Here is an 18,431-nt window from a genome sequence, read left to right on the forward strand (position 1 = left end):
AAAGTTAACCTATTTTCACCGAAGTCATGGTCAATGAACCAGCGATGGCTTTGTCATTGAAAAACTCTATTTTGTCTTTGTCATCTTGAACACCTAAAGTGTAAAGCAAGGGATAATAATGATCGGGTGTCGGAATAGCCAAATGGGCATCTTTGTGCAAAGTTTTATAATCCCAAAGCGGTTTGTGGTTTTTGTCTGCAATTAGCTTCTTAAACAATTCGTTCATTTCGATAGCCCAATCAAAGCCATATTCAACATTGAAGCCTTTGGACGGATCAGCATTTTTGGGGAGGCTAATCATACGAAGATTATGCACCATGTTACCACTGCCGAGTATCAATACGCCTTTGTGGCGAAGAGCTGCCAGTTGCTGGCCCAATTCATAATGGTATTCGCCTGATTTGTAGAAGTCAACACTCAATTGTATCATCGGAATGTTGGCTTCAGGATACATTTGTTTGACTACACTCCAACTGCCGTGGTCAAATCCCCAGTCGTGGTCGAGGCCTACTTCAGTGTTCTTTATTAAATTTTTTGTTTCAGCGGCTAATGTCGGAGAACCCGGAGCTGGATATTTTACATTAAAAAGTGCTTGTGGAAATCCGCCAAAATCGTGGATTGTTTCGAGCTGAGGAGCAGCCGTAACAAACGTACCACGTGTCAGCCAGTGAGCTGAAATACACAATACAGCCACTGGTTTAGGGATATCTTTGGCTATTTGACGCCATTTTTGGCTGAATTCGTTGTCTTCTATGGCATTCATGGGGCTGCCATGGCCTACAAAAAGCACTGGCATTTTTTGGCCAGTTTCGGGTAAACTATCAGCTATATTTTTAAGTGAACTAAGTGTTGCCATTGTGGTTATGCCTGCTGAGGCTTTTATGAAATTTCTTCTTTTCATCTTGAATATAATTTAACCGCTAGGTCGCTATGACGCTAGGCAAAAGTCTTCTAAATCTTGAGATATTCATTTGAATTATTCCAAAAAAATCTATAGATGGTATTTTCTATTTTGTTGAAATACACACCATTGAGTAGCAAGACTCTCTAATCAAACTAAGTTTACCAACATTAAAGTTCAAAGAAAAGCAAATATTTTCATTTACATTATATGTAGCTACATATTTTTAGCTTCTGTTCAGAAAATCGCCCAATGGTTTAAGTGTTTCGAATACTTTTGCGGCAGTTTCTGTAAAATCGACTTTTGTAAGTTCGGAGTCCTTCAGTTTGTGAGTAGCCAAGAAACTTTTCATTTTTAGAAGTTCAATGTATTGATGATCCTCTGGATATCCTTTGGGCATTCTAGCCAATTTTTCGCCTTCTATTTCTCCAAAAGTCTTTTTGAAGTCTGGATTTTCTAGAATTTTTACCAAATCGGCACCATTATAGTCAATTTCTTGCCTGATGCCTTTCAGCCAATCACCTTGCGGTAAATATGCCCCACCAGCCAACATGCTTTCGCCCGGCTCAAGGTGTATGTAATAACCCGAACGTGTGTGTATCTCTGATTTTTTAGCAGCTATAGAAATATGAGCCCCGAAATGCGTTTTGTAAGGCGACTTGTCCTTAGAAAACCTCACATCACGGTAAATTCTGAAAATACATTCTTTGGCTTTTAAATGACCAATACTTGGGTCATAGACCGCTATTCGAGCAAAAAGTTCGGTGATGAAAGTTTCAAACTCCGCCTTTGCGGTTTCGTATCGGCCTTTGTTTGCAGTAAACCATTCTTTGTTATTGTTGGCTTTCAGGTCTTTTAAGAAAGCCAAAAGTTCGTTAGAGATTCCCATAGGTAATTTCAAAAAATTTATATCGCAATTTAAAAAGGAAAACACCTCAACAAAATAAAATTTCAATCTATCAAAAATCCTATGCTAACTATGTGCCTATGTGTTTAAAAAAAAATATGACTATATTTGATATACAAACCAAACTCCCTAAGCCCATGAAAAACAAAAGATTAGTCCTTCTTGCAGTATTATTAATGCTCTCTGTAGGTAATTTCACCCGTATAGTGGGTAACGAAAACATACGCACCGTTCAGTTTCTTTCGATATTTGCCATTGGAGCTTTAGCGGCACTTTTGATAAAAGAATTGGTGGAAAAACTTAAGAAATAAAATTCAAATAATCCTGAAAGAGCTATTTCAAATATAGGTTTTTTCTACAAATTCGTGTTGGTCTAAGAAGATACGTTTAAAAGTATATCTTTTTGTTATGATAGGATTATTTGGAGTATATGATAGGATTGGCTTTGTCTTTGATGATTGTCTTTGAGGTATGTGTAGCACAATATTGAACTTTTGAGCTTGAAATGGAAGAATTTTGAGCTTCAAGTGTCTTGAAGGTTTAAATTAATAGAAATGCAACTCTATAACTTAATAATCTTTTATTCCTACGTTATTTTACCAAATTTAGTAAAGCAAAATACAAATTTCTTTCAATTTTCATAATTGTTATAATAGTACTATTCGTTAGTTTAAATAGATATATAATACTTCAATGACAATTTAATACGTAATATTTAGTTAACAATCTCAAACCCCCACCTATAACTAATCAAACCTTTTGTAGGATAATTTTCAATCCAGGCTTTTTCTTGATGGCTGCGGGCTATGAGGTCTTGGGTTTTAAGCTGGGCGATGGTTGCTGTAACGTTGAATAATACTTTTAGCTCTGTTTCGGTGAATAGTTCCTTATTGAATTTATTCTCTGGTTTCGGTAAAAACTGTTCTCCTATTCCTCCGTTTTCAAAACTTGTGCATTTTATCTCCACCAAATTTTGGTTAGACATATACTCAAAAATACTGCTGAAATTATTCGGTACTGGCCCCATGTCTATGGCTCGGTATTTTACGCCACTCATAGAAAAACCTGTAAGTGCAAATGTCTGAAAATCAGCATAAAAAAGTAGTTTGTTGAGCTGAGTTTTCCAAGGTTTTAGGTTCTCTGCAAAGTATATCACCATGTGGGCGAGTTTTTGCATATAAGGTTTTTGATAACCCGTGTATTCGTTGGGTAAGTCGGTGTTGAACAAGTAGTGTTCCAATCCTTCTTCTTCTGATTGCTCAATGGCTAAAAGTTTGTCAATTTTTTGGAGTAATGTTTCCTTTGCTTTTTGCTCTAGTGGGTCGGAGATTTCTATTAAAGACCTAAATTTTAATGGATCTGCGGCCATTTGAATCAACTTTCCGTTCGACAAACTAGGAACTTCACCTGCTTCGTATTGCCTGTAACCATTTGCCCCAAAGCCCAAAATTTCAGACATTTTACTGGCCGAAAGTCCATATTTTTGGCGAGTTTCTATAATCTGGGCAGGAAAAGGCAGACGGTGTTTTTCGCGAAAGAGATTATAAATTTGGATTTGGTTTAGTTCGTCTAACTCGTCGGTAGTGAACTCCTGAACCGCTCCATTTGGCAGTATATCTTCAAAATAGTGGTAAACTATTTCAAATTCCTCCTTCCTGAAAGTCAAATGACTGGATCTGGTTTTTACTGTTAAAATCTTATCTGAAAAAGGGCTTTCTATTGTTCTCATTTTGTTCGCTAAATTTTAGATTTTATGAAAATGGATTTATTTTAAAGGATATTCCATCTGAAATTCTGCAGTATGGAATGAAATACAAATCGTCTTTTTGTTTGGAAGTCCCATGGAAATCTTGATATATATTTCTTTGTTTTTCAATTGTTTACCAAATACCCAAAGGTCACTACCTACAAAATTCTGGTCAGGAATAGGCCCAACACTATAATCCTCCACTTTTAGGTTTTCAATTACTTTTCTTCTTTCCAATGGCTTTATTTCCAAATCAATTAAAGTTTGAAGATTCTTATTTCTGCTGTCCAAAAAGATGATATCGTAGATTCTTAATTTCAATTTAAAATCATGTAGAAACTGTTCGACGGATTCTCTTAAAGTCAAGTAATAATTTTAAAATACAAATTTAATGCCTTTTTATCACAATATTCAACTTTAAAATTGATTTGCTAATTTTTTTAGAATAATATTCATATCTAAAATTTCTAAAAGCATTTAGTTTTTTACCATTCCCAAAACAAATCCCTAATTTTACACAAAAAAAAGCCTTTTGAAAGACCTCCTCCTCATTACGCCCCCTTTTACTCAGCTCAATACACCTTATCCGGCTACGGCCTATTTGAAGGGGTTTTTGAATACCAAGGGTATTGCCGCATTTCAGATGGACTTGGGCATTGAGGTTATTTTGGAGCTTTTTTCTAAGACCGGTTTGGCTTCCATTTTTGAGAAGGCCAGTTTGGACGGAGTTTCAGAAAATTCACAACGGATTTTCGGTTTGAAGCGTGATTATATTCAGACCATAGAGGAGGTAATTGCCTTTTTACAAGGCCATAAACCCACTTTGGCCCGGCAAATTTGTAGCGGGAATTTTCTGCCACAGGCGTCGAGGTTTTCTCAGGAGAATGACTTGGAATGGGCCTTTGGCAACATGGGCATGCAAGACAAAGCCAAGCATCTGGCTACGCTATATCTCGAGGATTTATCTGATTTTATAGTGGAATGTCTCGACGAAAACTTTGGCTTTAGCCGCTACGCCGAGCGGTTAGGCAGAAGTGCCAATTCGTTTGATGAACTGTACGGCCATGTGCAAAAACAACCCACATTTATTGATGAAATCACACTCAGGATTTTAAAGCAAAAACTAGTAGAAATCCAGCCAAAATTGGTCTGTTTTTCGGTGCCTTTTCCGGGCAATTTGTACAGTGCCTTTCGTTGTGCTGGTTATTTAAAAGAGCACTTTCCTGAAATAAAAATCGCCATGGGCGGTGGCTTTGCCAATACTGAGCTCAGAAGTGTAAAGGATGCTCGAGTTTTTCAGTATTTTGATTTCATCACGTTGGACGATGGCGAACTGCCGATAGAATTGCTGGCGAAAAATGTTTTGGGTAAAAGCGAAAGTTCGGAGTTTAAACGAACTTTTTGCCTAGAAAATCGGGAGGTAAAATATATCAATAATTCCACCCAAAAAGACTACAAACACAGCGAAATAGGTACGCCAGACTATTCTGATTTGATTCTGGACCAATATATTTCGGTGATTGAGCTGGCCAATCCAATGCACAGCCTTTGGTCTGACGGCCGATGGAACAAGCTCACCATGGCACATGGCTGTTATTGGGGCAAGTGTACTTTTTGTGATATTTCGCTCGACTATATCAAACTTTACGAACCTATTGCCGCCAAAATTCTGGTAGACAGAATGGAGCAGATGATCGAACAAACTGGCGAGAACGGTTTCCATTTTGTAGACGAAGCTGCTCCGCCTGCACTAATGCGAGAAGTGGCATTAGAGATATTAAGGCGTGGCTTGGTGGTATCCTGGTGGACCAACATTCGTTTCGAAAAAAGCTTTACAGCTGACCTTTGTGTTTTGCTCAAATCCTCGGGCTGCATAGCAGTTTCAGGTGGGCTAGAGGTGGCTTCAGACCGACTTTTGGCATTGATAGACAAAGGTGTAACGGTAGCACAAGTGGCTAAAGTAAACCGAAACTTTGTGGAGTCGGGCATCATGGTGCATGCTTATCTCATGTATGGCTATCCGACCCAAACTATACAAGAAACTGTAGACAGCCTCGAAATGGTGCGGCAGATGTTTGAGTTGGGTATTTTGCACTCAGGTTTTTGGCATCAGTTTGCACTAACAGCCCACAGTCCAGTTGGCTTAAATCCCGAAAAATTTGGCATAGTGCCTGATTACAAAGACATTGCGTTTGCTGATAACGATATCCAATTCAAGGATTCAACGGGTATAGACCACGACAAATTTAGCTTTGGGCTCAAAAAATCTCTATACAACTACATGCATGGGCTTTGTTTTGAATATCCGCTGCAAGATTGGTTTGATTTCAAAATACCCAAAACCAAGATTCGCCCCGATTTTATAGCCGAATGTCTTGAGGAGCAAGATCATAGCCTCATAAAACCGAACGCCAAGATTATCTGGATTGGAAATCAGCCGATTGTAGAAGAAATGAAAACTAAAAAAGGGCCGGCATTGCACCTGACTTTCCATGAAAAAATGGAGACTTTCAGTATAAACATCGAAAAAGAAAAAGGTGAGTGGTTTTTGGAAAACTTAAAATTGATGGATGTACGGAAAGTTAAAACCATTACTTTCAATGAATTAAAATCTTCATTCGAAACTAAATTTGAGCATTTTGAGCTATTTTGGTACTCCAAACCTATCAACGAAATGCGTGAGCAGGGACTTTTGGTTTTGTAGGATTTTGGTATATTTGGATAGGAATTGTTTGTTAAGAATAAAAAAAGCGATTATGACGACAATTGCAGAAAGAGAAGAATTGAAGAAATGCTTGATTGAACTTGTTGAATCTGAATTTGTCAATTCTTTATTAAATGATGTTATGAAAGAAATTAAACGAAGGAAAAGGGACATGGAATTTGATAAACTTTTAGAGGAAAACTTTAAAGAATATGAAGCTGTTTTTAGGGCTCTTGCCTGATTTTAATGTTGTTTGCATCCTAAAAATAGCCTCTGGCCAATCCACACTCGAAGAGTCCAAAGTGTGGTTTGCTGAATTCACCAATCCGATCAAATAATCCCGATTTTCAATTCAATTAAAGGCAATTCTTCCGATATTTGTCCTATTCAATCACTAAAGAAAAACATGAGAATTATTATTTTGCTTCTTCTGAGCATGATTTCGTTTGGTTCATTTGCTGACGACGGCTACCGGCTTTGGCTCAAATATGATCTTATTAAAAACGAAACTTTGAGGAAAAACTATGCTCAAAAGTTAACTACAGTTTCCACCAATTTTTCAGATGAAACTGCTAAAGTTACCATTTCTGAAATTCAAAAGGCAACCTCAGGTTTATTGGGCTTTACATCAAAAACGATGACTAGTGCTTCTCAAGCCAATTTGGTTTTGAAAGTTGGTTCAATAGCAAACAAAAATGCTGAAGCTTTTGAAATAATAAGTTCTAAAAATCAAATAAATATCACTGCGAATACCTCTAAAGGAGTGCTTTATGGTGTTTTTGAATTGATTCGGAGAATGCAAACATTAGCGTCTCTTGAAAATATAAAGATAGCCTCCGCCCCAAAAATACAACTCCGAATGCTCAATCATTGGGACAATAACAATGGCACCATTGAGCGTGGCTATGCTGGCATGTCGATGTGGAAATGGTACGAACTTCCTGAAAGAATTGACCCCAGATACATAGATTACGCCAGAGCAAATGCTTCTATTGGTATCAATGGAACGGTTTTAAACAACGTTAATGCTTCAGCGAGATTTATTACATCTGAGTATTTGGGTAAAGTAAAAGCCCTTGCAGATGTTTTTCGACCTTATGGAATTAAGGTTTTCTTATCCGTAAATTTTGCTTCTCCAAAGATTTTGGGTGGATTAAAAACTGCCGACCCACTTGATCCCGAAGTAAAGCAATGGTGGAAAAACAAAGCCGACGAAGTGTATAAACTTATACCTGATTTTGGAGGATTTGTAGTAAAAGCCAACTCAGAAGGCGAACCTGGTCCGATGGACTTTGGCCGAACGCATAAAGACGGAGCTAACATGCTTGCTGAAGCTATGGCCCCACATAATGGTCTGATTATTTGGCGTGCATTTGTCTATAATTTTGATCCGAAAGGCGACCGTTTTGCAGCAGCTTACAACGAATTCAAAAGATTTGATGGAGAATTTCACGCTAATATTATTATTCAAGTAAAAAACGGCCCAATAGATTTTCAAGTAAGAGAGCCTATTTCTCCACTTTTTGGAGCTATGGAAAAAACACCCGTATCAATGGAGTTTCAATTAACACAAGAATATTTGGGTTGGGCTACTCATTGGGTGTATGAAGCTCCTATGTTTGAGGAAGTTCTAAAAACTGATACCTATGCCAAAGGACAGGGGTCTACAGTAGCTAAGGTTATTGATGGACAGCTTTTTAAATATCCATTAACCTCCATGATTGGCGTGGCCAATACGGGTTCAGACCGTAACTGGACAGGTCATCCGATGGCCCAAGCCAACTGGTACACACTCGGTAGAATGGCTTGGAATCACGAAATAACCTCCGCCCAAATAGCAGATGAATGGGTAAAGATGACTTTCAGAACGGATGCAAAATCAACTGAAACCATTAAGAAATTGATGCTGGAATCTAGAGAAATATATACCAACTACACCAATCCGCTTGGCGTGCATCATGTAATGGGAGAAAGCCATCATTTTGGACCAGAACCTTGGGTAGAAAAAGCACCTCGTCCAGACTGGACGGCTTTATATTATCACAGAGCAGACTCCATTGGAATCGGTTTTGACCGTACCGAAAAAGGCAGTAATTCAGTGGCTCAATATCACCTTGGCTTAAGAAATAAATATAGCGATATCAATACTATTCAACCTGAATTCTTACTTTGGTTTCACCATGCCCCTTGGACCCATAAACTCCAAAATGGCAAAACGGTATGGGACGAAATGGTGACTCGATATTATGAAGGAGTGAAATCTGCAGAAAACATGCAGAAAGACTGGGCTTCTTTGAAAGGAAAAATAGACTCCGAGACTTTCGAAAATGTGGAAGCAAGACTCAAAACCCAACTCAAAGAAGCACTTTGGTGGCGAGATGCTTCGGTGGTTTATTTTCAGAAATATAGCAAAATGCCTGTGCCATCACCTTATCAAAAACCAACAAGAACTTTTGAAGAGTTAAAAAGTTTGGTTGATGTTTATCATGTGCGGTAAATTGAGCTGATATTCAAAAAAAGAAAAGGTAGCAAATAATCTCCTGCTACCTTTTTATTTTATTACCAGACATCAATTATATAACCAATCCAATGCTTTTGGAAACTCCTGACCCCAGCGTTTTTCATTGTGCTGACCTTCAGGGTCTAGTTCGGCTTTAATCTGAATTTTGTTTGAATCAAAGCCTTGGTTATCAATGGTCTCTTTTAGTTTTTCAATATTAGGCAACATGCTTGCACTTTCTTTTCCACCACCATATAGATAAATTTTAGTGTCTAATGGATTAAAAAATTCGACTGCATCAAAATAGATTTTCGGAGAAGTCCATAGTGAAGGAGAAAAAACCATTAAGCGTCCAATAGCTTCGGGGTACATCATACCGGTGTAAATACTGATCAATCCTCCCATTGAGCTTCCACCAATTCCAGTGTGTTGTCTTTCGGGTAGCGTTCTGTAAGTGCTGTCTATCAGTGGCTTGAGGGTTCTAACTATGAAAGTGGCATAACGCATGCCCTGACCTTTCACATGATTTTTATATGGTGAAAACTCCACCTGACGATCTTCTTCGCCATGGTTGATGGCCACAATAATAACATCAGATTTTCCTTGTTTCTTGAGCAAAGAAAGGCGTTTGTCTATTTCCCAATTGCCATACACTGAGCCTTCACCAAAAAGGTTTTGAGCATCGTGCATGTACACCACGGGGTATTTTTTGTCAGTATTTTTGGCATAATCACTGGGCAAAATTACGCTGACGGTTCTGACTTTTTTCAATTGAGGTATTTCTACTTCCATGGTCTTTATCAAAGGCATGGTTTCATTGTAGTAAGGCGTAAAGCCGTTTTGTCTCCATAGAGGTACGTAGTCGAGATTCGGACGAAAAACAGGTAGAAGGGTTCTGTTTTTGCTGGTATTGCCAAAGCTATCAAGCTCCACATGCTCCCAACCGCCTTTGGTATATTTGTATTCTAAAGGATTGTCTAGCGTAAAATCTTTCTCAAATTCAAAGCGATATTGGCCATTACCAACTTTTTTCATCAAAAAATCAGTGTCTCTTGGGTTCCAATTACAAAAACTTCCTGACAAAAACACTGGTCGGTCGTCGTTTACTAAAGTGTTTACCTCTACATACATCCTGCCGCTATCTAATTTCATAAGGTAATTTGACATTTTCGGGGTCGCAAAAATAGTATTATTGAAGATTCTAACAAACATTTAGAGGGCTTGAAGAATAAAAATGACCCGCTATATTGGAAATATTATATATTTTGGAGCTTTTAACTTGGATAAATACAAATCGAAAAGATGCTCTGAAAGTTAAAACTAGTAAAACTTTGAAATGTTTTCAATCTCTTGTTTCCATTCGTCGGTAAAAATCAAATATTCAACGATAAAATGCTTATCATTCAACGAAAAGCACTATTCTTGTTTTGTTTTTGAACATAATTTTGAAGAAAAAACAAAGAAATTACAATTATGAAAACGCAAAAAAGTACATCTTCAGTTATTTGGGCAGTAGCTATAATCGTTATCGGAAGTCTATTTTTAATGAGAAACTTCGATATGTTGTGGTTTGAATTGCCAAAGAATCTTATCAGCTGGAAGCTTATTTTTGTCTTTATAGCTTTCGGAGAGTTGGTTAAGGGTAAAATTTTTAGTGGTATTTTTTGGGGAATAGTAGCCACTGTTTTTTACTATCCTGCTTATTTGAGCCAGTTTTCACTTAATTCGGTATTTGAACTTTGGCCTTTGTTATTGATAGGTGTAGGTTTAGATATGATTATTAAAAGGAGTAGGACAATAGATAGGTGTTAAAATTTGCACAGACAATATTAAGGATTTTAATTGTCTGTGCACTTTTATTTTACGCCAAAGCTTCCCAAAGAATTTCAATCGGGTGTTTTGCATGTTTGCCCGTGCCGTCATGAATCTGGTGGCGGCAGCTGGTGCCAGGGGCGGCTATCAGTACATCCTCAGGTTGCTGGCGAACGGTAGGAAAGAGTACCAACTCGCCTATTTTCATAGAAATATCATAATGTTCTTTTTCGTAACCAAACGAGCCCGCCATTCCACAACATCCGCTCGGAATCAACTGCACTTCATAGCCTTTTGGTAGGCTTAGCATTTTCTTGGTTGGCACCATCGATGCCACCGCTTTCTGTTGACAATGCCCATGGAGTTTTATCAAACGCTTTTCACTTTTAAATTTGGAACTTTCTATGCGTTTAGCATCCATTTCTTTTGCTAAGAATTCATCTAACATCAAAACATTTTTAGATAATTCCAAAGCCTTTTCTGCAAATTCCACTGAAACCAGTTCGGGATATTCGTCTCTGAAAGTTAAAATAGCACTGGGTTCTATTCCCAGCAAAGGTGTGTTTTCATTGATTAAATTTGAGAGCAAACGCACATTTTTATCTGCCAAAACTTTTGCTTCGTCCAACATCCCTTTTGATAGATAGGAACGTCCTGAGTCGGCATGGTTCGGAACTTCAATTGAATAACCTAACTTCAAAAGTAAATCGACTGCTTTTTTTCCTATTTCTACATCGTTGAAGTTTGTAAACTCATCTATGAACAAAAACACCTTTCTGTTTCCATTTCCAGCTTTGGTTCCATAGTTTTTCTTAAACCAAGCCCTAAGGGTAGTGTCCGATAGCAAAGGCATTGTTCTGTCGGGATGAAAACCGACCACTGTGTTGGCAATTTTTCTCAAAGATGCGTTTTTGAAAACAAAATTATAAGCCCAAGGGATATAAGAAGCCAAAGCCGACATTTTTGGATAATTTCCAATCATTTTCGAACGTAATGGCACACCATTTTCTTTTTGGTATTGATACATAAACTCCATCTTGAGCTTGGCCATGTCCACATTTGAAGGGCATTCAGATTTACAGGCTTTACAAACCAAACAAAGGTCTAAAACTTCTTTTATTTCTTTAGAATCAAACCTGTTGAGCTTATCTGACTGTGTAAGCGTTTCTCTAAGAATATTTGCTCTTGCTCTAGTTGTATCTTTTTCGCTTTTGGTGGCCATGTAAGATGGACACATGGTGCCGCCGCTCAGGTGCGACTTTCGGCAATCTCCTGAGCCATTGCATTGCTCAGCATGTTGCAAAATGTCTTGGTCTTTGAACCTAAACATAGTTTCAAAATCTGGCGTTACCTGTCCTGCCGAATATCTCAAGAACTCATCCATGGGTGGTGTATCCACTATTTTGTTGGCATTAAAGACATTGTTTGGATCCCAGACTTTCTTCAAGTCTTTGATTAAAGCATAGTTTTTCTCACCAATCTGTTGTTTTATAAACTCGCCTCGAAGTCTACCATCACCATGTTCCCCCGAAAGCGAGCCTTTATACTTTTTGACCAAAGTAGAAATCTCTTCAGCTATCAGTCTGAATTGTGATTTACCCTCTTGTGTTTTTAGATTGATTATTGGTCGTAGATGAAGTTCACCGGTACTGGCGTGTGCATAATGCACACTATACATATTGTTTTTGGTCAGAATCTCATTGAATTCTCTGATAAATTCTGGCAAATCGTTTACGTCAACGGCTGTATCTTCAATTACTGCCACAGCTTTTTCATCACCCGGCAAGTTTGATAATAGTCCAAGACCCGCTTTTCTTAATGTCCAACATTTCTTGATATCATCACCAAAAAGTATCGGAAAATGATAACCATAGCCGGCGGCACGCATCTCAGCCTCCATAAATGCTGCCAATTCTTTAACTTCTTCGATGGAGTCTCTCGAAATTTCAACACAAAGTAATGCTCCAGGGTCACCCTCAACAAAGAACCTATTGGCCATTTGTTCTTTGTTTGCTTTGGTACACTCCAATATATAATGATCCATCAGCTCCACTGCACTGGGATTGTATTTCAGTGCGATCAAATTAGCTTTTAAAGAATCATCAATGGTTTCACAGTGCACCGCCACCACCCCTTGAAACTTGGGTGGAAGTGGATTTACGTGCAATTTCATTTCCGTAATGAACATCAGCGTGCCTTCAGAGCCAGCTATGAGTTTACAGAAATTGAATCTTTCTGCGGAATTTTCATTAAAAACCTCGGTTTCCAAAAGTTCGTCTATGGCATATCCAGTATTACGTCTCGGTATACTCCTTTTGGGAAATTGCTCCCTTATTTCTTCTTGGTTTTCCTTTAAAGAAAGCGTATTGAATGCATTCTGGTACACTTTATCTTCAAGTGAAAGTGTATTTTTAGATTTAATTTCCGAGATTTTATCTATAAAATCCTTTTTAGAAATATCTTTGAATGTGACAAAACTGCCATCGCTTAAATATCCTTGTACCTCCATTAGGTGATCTCTTGCACTGCCATAAACCACTGAGTTGCTTCCACAAGAATTGTTCCCTACCATGCCTCCTACCATAGCACGGTTGGCTGTGGAGGTTTCGGGTCCAAAGAATAATCCCTGTGGTTTGAGATACATATTTAACTCATCTCTTACCACTGCGGGTTGCAGTCTCACCCAAGATTCTTCTTTATTTACCTCTAATATTTCTGTAAAAGTCTTTGATACATCCACTATAATGCCATTGCCAACTACTTGTCCCGCCAAAGATGTTCCAGCGGTTCGTGGGATTAGGGTTGTTTTGTGATCAATAGCAAAAGCAATGAGCTGCTCAATATCTTTGTTGTCTGTTGGAAAAACAACGCCCAGTGGGAATTCTCTGTAAGCAGAGGCATCTGTGGCGTAAAGGGTCCTCATTACCTTATCTTCAAAAATCTCACCTTTAAAATTGCTTTTAAGGATTTCGAAGTTTATACTTTTCATCAAAAAATCATATTTAGAAAATTGTATCAAAGATAGTATCTAAAAATTTATTTCGATAAGAAATACAACCATCTTAGGAAATTTGACGTAAAAACCAAACACCAAAACCATCAAAATATGATTAAATAAAAAAAATTTCTTTTTCAAAATTTTGGACTTTAGAAACTTCTTTTTGTAGTTTTGTGGGTTGATTCTTAAAAACGTGCAACATTTAATCAAAATGTTGAAATGTTTTTTTGGAAAAGCAAAACTAATTTACTTTAATTTTTTAAACAATTAACCTATGATGAACAGATTCTACCAGTGCGGTCGAATGGTCTTCGACTTTGGGGTAAATCAACTTTCGAGCAAAAGCTCTTTAGTAGTTTTAATCTCAATGTTTTTCTCATTTTCAGTTCTTGCTCAAGACATTACAGTGAGCGGAAAGGTATCAGACAAATCAGGTGATGGTCTTCCTGGTGTAACCGTTCAATTGAAAGGTTCATCTAAAGGCGTTGCCACTGACATGAATGGTTCTTATTCAATTGCTGGCGTTCCTGCTAACGGAACTTTGTCTTTTACATTCGTTGGAATGACTTCTCAGGAAGTTGCTATTGGTGGTCGTTCTACTATCAACGTTACTTTGGCTGATGACGCCGCTCTTCTTGAAGAGGTTGTTGTTGTTGGTTATGGTACTGTTAAGAAAAAAGATGCTACAGGTGCTGTAAATGCCATTGGAACTAAAGACTTCCAAAAAGGTATCGTTACTTCTCCTGAGCAATTGATGCAAGGTAGAGTTGCAGGTGTGCAAATTACTCAAAACTCAGGTGAGCCAGGTGGTGGTATCAACGTTAGAGTTAGAGGTACCTCTTCTGTATATGGTGGCAATCAGCCTTTATTTGTAATTGATGGTGTGCCATTAAGTGGAGATAATACTTCAAGTGGTGGTGGTGACCAAGGTGTTGGTCGTACACCAGCTAAAAACCCTTTGAACTTCTTGAATCCAGATGATATTGAAAGCATTGACATCCTTAAAGATGCGTCTGCAACAGCTATTTATGGATCACGTGGTGCACAAGGTGTAGTTTTAATTACTACTAAAAAAGGAAAAGGAAAAGGTACATTGGATTACGGATACTCATTGGGTATGAGTAGTATCACCAAAAAGTATGACCTTTTAGATGCAAAAGCATTTGCTGCAGCTAACCCTAGTCAAAATCAAGGAGGGGATACCAATTGGCAGGATGAGTTGTTTAGGACAGCCCCTACACAACAACACAATCTATCTTATGGTGGAGGAGACGCTACTGGTAACTATAGATTCTCTTTGGGTTATCTAGATCAACAAGGTATAGTTTTAACTTCAGGTATCAAAAGATATTCAGTTGGTTTCAATGGTGCAAAGAAGTTTATCAATAATAAATTGAATATTACTTCATCAGTGAATTTGGCTAACAACCAAGATAAGGGTATTGCTATCTCTGAAAACTCAGGATATACAGGAGACCTTTTGGCAGCTATTTTGAAAACGAATCCAACTATGGCAATTTTCAAATCTCCAGGTGTTTACAATCAACCAGGTATTCCTGAACCTAATCCTATGGCTATTGTAAATCTTTCTAAAGATCGTACTAATACTTTAAGAGCTTTAGGAAATATCGCAGCGGAATTAGAAATATTTGAAGGCTTGAAATTTAAAACAGTTTTAGGTTTTGACCAATCTCTTTCTTCAAGAAAAACAGCTTATTCAAAAGATCTAGTAATGGATGGAATTTCTGGAATTGGTCGTCTTTATATCAGAGATGTTGAAATAAGCAATAGGCTTTGGGAAAACTACTTTACCTACGACAAAGCATTCGGAAAAACTACTTTGAACGCAGTATTAGGTTATTCATACCAAAACTTCGACGTGTATAGTAAGTCTTCTAGTTTGGCTAATTTCTCTACAAACAATTTAGATGTAATGGTAAACAACTTGGCATCTGCTAACGCAGGAAAAGTTGGAAGTAATATCGTGAATAACTCTAATAGAGACTATGACGAATTACAATCTTATTTTGGTAGAGTAAACTTAAACCTTGGAAAAATCTTGGTGACTGGTACACTTCGTGTGGATGGTTCAACTAAGTTTGGTGGAAACAACAAATATGGATACTTCCCTTCTGGTGCTGTGAAATACAAATTGATTGAAGAAAACTTCGTTCCTAAAAATGTATTCTCAGACCTTGCTCTTAGAGTTGGATATGGTCTTGTAGGAAATCAAAACATTCCTCATAACCTATATGACAAAAGAGAAAGATACTCAGGATGGGGTACCAACGGTGCTGCTGACAATATTACTGGTGGTGGTTTAAATTTCGTTGCATTTAACAATCCTAACTTGAAATGGGAATCTACTTCTTCTTTGAACATCGGTTTGGACTATGCTTTAGCTAACAATAGAGTTTCTGGTAATATTGAATTCTATGAAAAACATACAAAAGATTTGTTATTCCAAGTAGTTTCTGCTCAACCTGCACCTACGCCATTTACATGGAAAAACTTAGATACTGATATTCAAAACCGTGGTTTAGAATTAGGATTGAACGTAATTGCTGTTGACAACAAAGCTTTCACATGGGAAGTTAGTGCAAATGGTGCATTGAATAATAACCTAATCAAAAACCTTTCAGGTGTATATGATACAGGTGAAATTAACGGACAAGGTTTAACGGGTGCTTTTGCTCAACGTTTGGCTGAAGGACAACCAATGTTTGCATTTTTCTTACGTGAGTTTGGTGGATACGATGCAGAAGGAAATTCACTATACCCTAATGGTGACTTCCAATCATTTATTGGAGCAGATCCAAATGCTAAAGTAACTGCCGGTTTAACCAACAGTTTCAAGTTTGGTAACTTCGATGCAAGTATATTTTTCAATGGTGTTTTTGGTAACTATATATACTCAAACACTGCGAATGCATACTTTACTAAAGGTTCGTTGGCAAATGGTCGTAACGTTACTGCTGATGTAGTAGCAACTAAAGAGGGCCCTTTCAATGCACCAGATGTATCTACGAGGTTCTTAGAGAAAGGAGATTTTGTTAGATTACAAAACCTTAACCTTGGTTATAGAGTTCCAACAAAAGGTATGAAGAATATCACAAACATGAGACTTTATATTACTGGACAAAATTTGATGACATTTACTAAATACAGTGGTCAAGATCCTGAAGTTAGTACAAATAAATCATTAAACGGAATCCCATCGTTTGGTATAGACTATACAGCTTATCCAAGAGCTAAAACTTGGACTATTGGAGCGAACATATCGTTTTAATCAGTAATTATTCAAAATAATAAAAGATGAAAAATAATAATTTAAAAAGATTTTTAATTGCAGGGATTGGCTTATTTGCCGCTACTTCTTGTACTGATCTTGTAAATGAAGAAACAGATTCAATTGTAAGAGCTGAAACTGGTGGTTTCTCACCTGGTAATGCTTCAGAACTATTGATTTCGGCTTACAAAGACCTTGGTACATTTACTGACCAAGCAAATATTTATGCTCTTGGACAGCATACAACAGCAGAAATGATTCCACCAACACGTGGTGTTGACTGGGGTGATAATGGTGTATGGCGTACATTAGACCAACATACTTGGGATGCTACACACTCGTGGGTTACTAACTCATGGAATCAGTTGAACCAAAGGATATTTAAATGCAATGAGATTATTGCATCTAATCCAACTCCTGCACAAAAAGCAGAAGCTCAATTTTTAAGAGCTTTCAATATGTTTCACGTAATGGATTTCTGGGGACAAGTGCCAATTAGAGAGGTTACAGATGGTGTGGATGTTAATCCTAAAATCTTAACGCGTTCTGAAGCTTTTGATTATATCTTGAAAGACTTGACTGAGGCTCTTCCAAACTTGGCTAAAGTGGGTCCAAGTGCTGTTAATCCTAAGGCGAATAAAGCTGCTGCAAACTTCTTAATTGCTAAGATGTATTTGAATAAAGCCGTTTACAAATCAGCTACTCCAGAAGGTCCTTATACGCATGCTGCTGGAGATATGGCACAAGTAATCGCTGCTGTAGACGCTATTACTGCTGATGGATATTCAGTAAGTGATGATTATTTCAAAAACTTTACTGCAAGTGCTACTACTGAGACAATCTTGAACTCAGATGAAGGTTCTCCTTCTAACCGTTGGTTCATGACTTTGCACTACGATCAAAATCCTTCAGGTTGGAATGGTTTTGCTACTTTAGCTGATTTTTATGATACATTTGAAACTGGTGATATTCGTAAAGGTATTCCAGCTAAAGGTGATGGTAAAGAATTCTCTGGTATTGGTTATGGTTTCCTAATTGGACAACAAATCAATGACAAAGGACAAGCTATTACTGACTCACGTTCGAAAAAACCACTTCAGTTTTCTCGTGATGTAAATTTGGCTGGTACTCCTACTGAAAAAGGTATCCGTGCCATCAAATATCACCCTGCAACTGCTGGAAAGTATATCTTGATGAGATATTCAGAGGCTTATTTGATGAAAGCTGAGGCTTTATTGAGAAGTGGCAAGGCAGCTGATGGTTTGGCTTTGGTTAATAGCCTTAGAGCAAAAAGAGCAGCTAAACCTTTGGCTTCTTTGACAGAAAATGCATTGTTTGAGGAAATCGGACGTGAATTATATTGGGAAGGTGGAAAAAGAACTGTTGAGGTTCGTTATGGTAAGTTTACAACTGGTACAGGTACTTTGATAAAAGATGCTTATACTGTATTGTTCCCTATCCCTTCTGCAGCGATAGTTTCTAATCCTAACTTAACTCAAAACAAAGGATACTAAGATTTTAGTAAATTTTTGTTAGAAAAAAAGCTCAACCTTTAGGTTGGGCTTTTTTCATT

13 protein-coding genes are annotated in these 18,431 nt (G+C 37.6%); 7 read left to right on the top strand and 6 right to left on the bottom strand.

Features of this window, described 5'->3' with window-relative positions:
* Positions 1–4: 4 nt before the first annotated feature.
* Both ygiD and EGI24_RS06000 read right to left on the bottom strand, forming a co-directional pair.
* On the bottom strand, positions 5–901 hold the full coding sequence (ygiD, locus tag EGI24_RS05995; RefSeq protein WP_409035469.1) for a 4,5-DOPA dioxygenase extradiol: 897 nt from the start codon (positions 899–901) through the stop codon (positions 5–7).
* Between the two features lie 226 nt (positions 902–1,127).
* Positions 1,128–1,790: a DUF2461 domain-containing protein gene (locus EGI24_RS06000; RefSeq protein WP_255047449.1), complete on the bottom strand. Its 663-nt coding sequence runs from the start codon at positions 1,788–1,790 to the stop codon at positions 1,128–1,130.
* 155 nt (positions 1,791–1,945) lie between these two features.
* On the opposite strand from EGI24_RS06000, the gene EGI24_RS06005 reads away from it, so the two are divergent.
* Positions 1,946–2,119 carry a hypothetical protein gene (locus EGI24_RS06005; protein WP_255047451.1) on the top strand — a complete coding sequence of 58 codons (174 nt, stop codon included), beginning with the start codon at positions 1,946–1,948 and terminating at the stop codon, positions 2,117–2,119.
* A gap of 404 nt (positions 2,120–2,523) precedes the next feature.
* Here the strand turns inward: EGI24_RS06005 and EGI24_RS06010 are convergent, their stop codons facing one another.
* Together EGI24_RS06010 and EGI24_RS06015 are read right to left on the bottom strand one after the other, a co-directional pair.
* Positions 2,524–3,537, bottom strand: a complete 1,014-nt coding sequence (locus EGI24_RS06010; RefSeq protein WP_255047452.1) for a type II toxin-antitoxin system antitoxin SocA domain-containing protein — start codon at positions 3,535–3,537, stop codon at positions 2,524–2,526.
* Positions 3,538–3,573: 36 nt separating this feature from the next.
* Complete coding sequence (locus tag EGI24_RS06015; RefSeq protein WP_255047453.1) at positions 3,574–3,876, bottom strand: hypothetical protein; 303 nt, start codon at positions 3,874–3,876, stop codon at positions 3,574–3,576.
* Positions 3,877–4,087: 211 nt separating this feature from the next.
* On the opposite strand from EGI24_RS06015, the gene EGI24_RS06020 reads away from it, so the two are divergent.
* The 3 genes from EGI24_RS06020 (at position 4,088) to EGI24_RS06030 (ending at position 8,756) form a co-directional block, all read left to right on the top strand.
* A complete protein-coding gene (locus EGI24_RS06020) occupies positions 4,088–6,259 on the top strand; it encodes a radical SAM protein (RefSeq protein WP_255047454.1) in 2,172 nt (723 codons plus the stop codon).
* Positions 6,260–6,311: 52 nt separating this feature from the next.
* On the top strand, positions 6,312–6,500 hold the full coding sequence (locus tag EGI24_RS06025) for a hypothetical protein (RefSeq protein ID WP_255047455.1): 189 nt from the start codon (positions 6,312–6,314) through the stop codon (positions 6,498–6,500).
* Between the two features lie 165 nt (positions 6,501–6,665).
* The gene (locus EGI24_RS06030; protein ID WP_255047456.1) at positions 6,666–8,756 is read left to right on the top strand and encodes an alpha-glucuronidase family glycosyl hydrolase; all 2,091 of its coding nucleotides are present in this window, start codon (positions 6,666–6,668) and stop codon (positions 8,754–8,756) included.
* 72 nt (positions 8,757–8,828) lie between these two features.
* On the opposite strand, the gene EGI24_RS06035 is transcribed toward EGI24_RS06030, so the two are convergent.
* Positions 8,829–9,911: an alpha/beta hydrolase gene (locus EGI24_RS06035; RefSeq protein WP_255047457.1), complete on the bottom strand. Its 1,083-nt coding sequence runs from the start codon at positions 9,909–9,911 to the stop codon at positions 8,829–8,831.
* 321 nt (positions 9,912–10,232) lie between these two features.
* Here EGI24_RS06035 and EGI24_RS06040 point away from each other — a divergent pair, with 321 nt between their 5' ends.
* Complete coding sequence (locus tag EGI24_RS06040) at positions 10,233–10,571, top strand: LiaF transmembrane domain-containing protein (protein ID WP_255047458.1); 339 nt, start codon at positions 10,233–10,235, stop codon at positions 10,569–10,571.
* Positions 10,572–10,620: 49 nt separating this feature from the next.
* On the opposite strand, the gene EGI24_RS06045 is transcribed toward EGI24_RS06040, so the two are convergent.
* Positions 10,621–13,560, bottom strand: a complete 2,940-nt coding sequence (locus tag EGI24_RS06045) for an FAD-binding and (Fe-S)-binding domain-containing protein (RefSeq protein WP_255047459.1) — start codon at positions 13,558–13,560, stop codon at positions 10,621–10,623.
* Positions 13,561–13,843: 283 nt separating this feature from the next.
* On the opposite strand from EGI24_RS06045, the gene EGI24_RS06050 reads away from it, so the two are divergent.
* Both EGI24_RS06050 and EGI24_RS06055 read left to right on the top strand, forming a co-directional pair.
* The gene (locus EGI24_RS06050) at positions 13,844–16,858 is read left to right on the top strand and encodes a SusC/RagA family TonB-linked outer membrane protein (protein WP_255047460.1); all 3,015 of its coding nucleotides are present in this window, start codon (positions 13,844–13,846) and stop codon (positions 16,856–16,858) included.
* Between the two features lie 26 nt (positions 16,859–16,884).
* Entirely contained in the window at positions 16,885–18,372 is a 1,488-nt protein-coding gene (locus EGI24_RS06055; RefSeq protein ID WP_255047461.1) for a RagB/SusD family nutrient uptake outer membrane protein, read from the top strand.
* The last annotated feature ends 59 nt before the right edge of the window (positions 18,373–18,431 follow it).

It is taken from the genome of Lacihabitans sp. CS3-21 (genome assembly GCF_024343675.1).
Lineage (GTDB): Bacteria > Bacteroidota > Bacteroidia > Cytophagales > Spirosomataceae > Leadbetterella.

Bases quoted from the DNA above. Each gene is read 5' to 3' on its own strand.
- ygiD (WP_409035469.1), bottom strand. From the start codon at position 901: ATGAAAAGAAGAAATTTCATAAAAGCCTCAGCAGGCATAACCACAATG.
- EGI24_RS06000 (WP_255047449.1), bottom strand. From the start codon at position 1,790: ATGGGAATCTCTAACGAACTTTTGGCTTTCTTAAAAGACCTGAAAGCC.
- EGI24_RS06005 (WP_255047451.1), top strand. From the start codon at position 1,946: ATGAAAAACAAAAGATTAGTCCTTCTTGCAGTATTATTAATGCTCTCT.
- EGI24_RS06010 (WP_255047452.1), bottom strand. From the start codon at position 3,537: ATGAGAACAATAGAAAGCCCTTTTTCAGATAAGATTTTAACAGTAAAA.
- EGI24_RS06025 (WP_255047455.1), top strand. From the start codon at position 6,312: ATGACGACAATTGCAGAAAGAGAAGAATTGAAGAAATGCTTGATTGAA.
- EGI24_RS06030 (WP_255047456.1), top strand. From the start codon at position 6,666: ATGAGAATTATTATTTTGCTTCTTCTGAGCATGATTTCGTTTGGTTCA.
- EGI24_RS06035 (WP_255047457.1), bottom strand. From the start codon at position 9,911: ATGAAATTAGATAGCGGCAGGATGTATGTAGAGGTAAACACTTTAGTA.
- EGI24_RS06040 (WP_255047458.1), top strand. From the start codon at position 10,233: ATGAAAACGCAAAAAAGTACATCTTCAGTTATTTGGGCAGTAGCTATA.
- EGI24_RS06045 (WP_255047459.1), bottom strand. From the start codon at position 13,560: ATGAAAAGTATAAACTTCGAAATCCTTAAAAGCAATTTTAAAGGTGAG.
- EGI24_RS06050 (WP_255047460.1), top strand. From the start codon at position 13,844: ATGATGAACAGATTCTACCAGTGCGGTCGAATGGTCTTCGACTTTGGG.
- EGI24_RS06055 (WP_255047461.1), top strand. From the start codon at position 16,885: ATGAAAAATAATAATTTAAAAAGATTTTTAATTGCAGGGATTGGCTTA.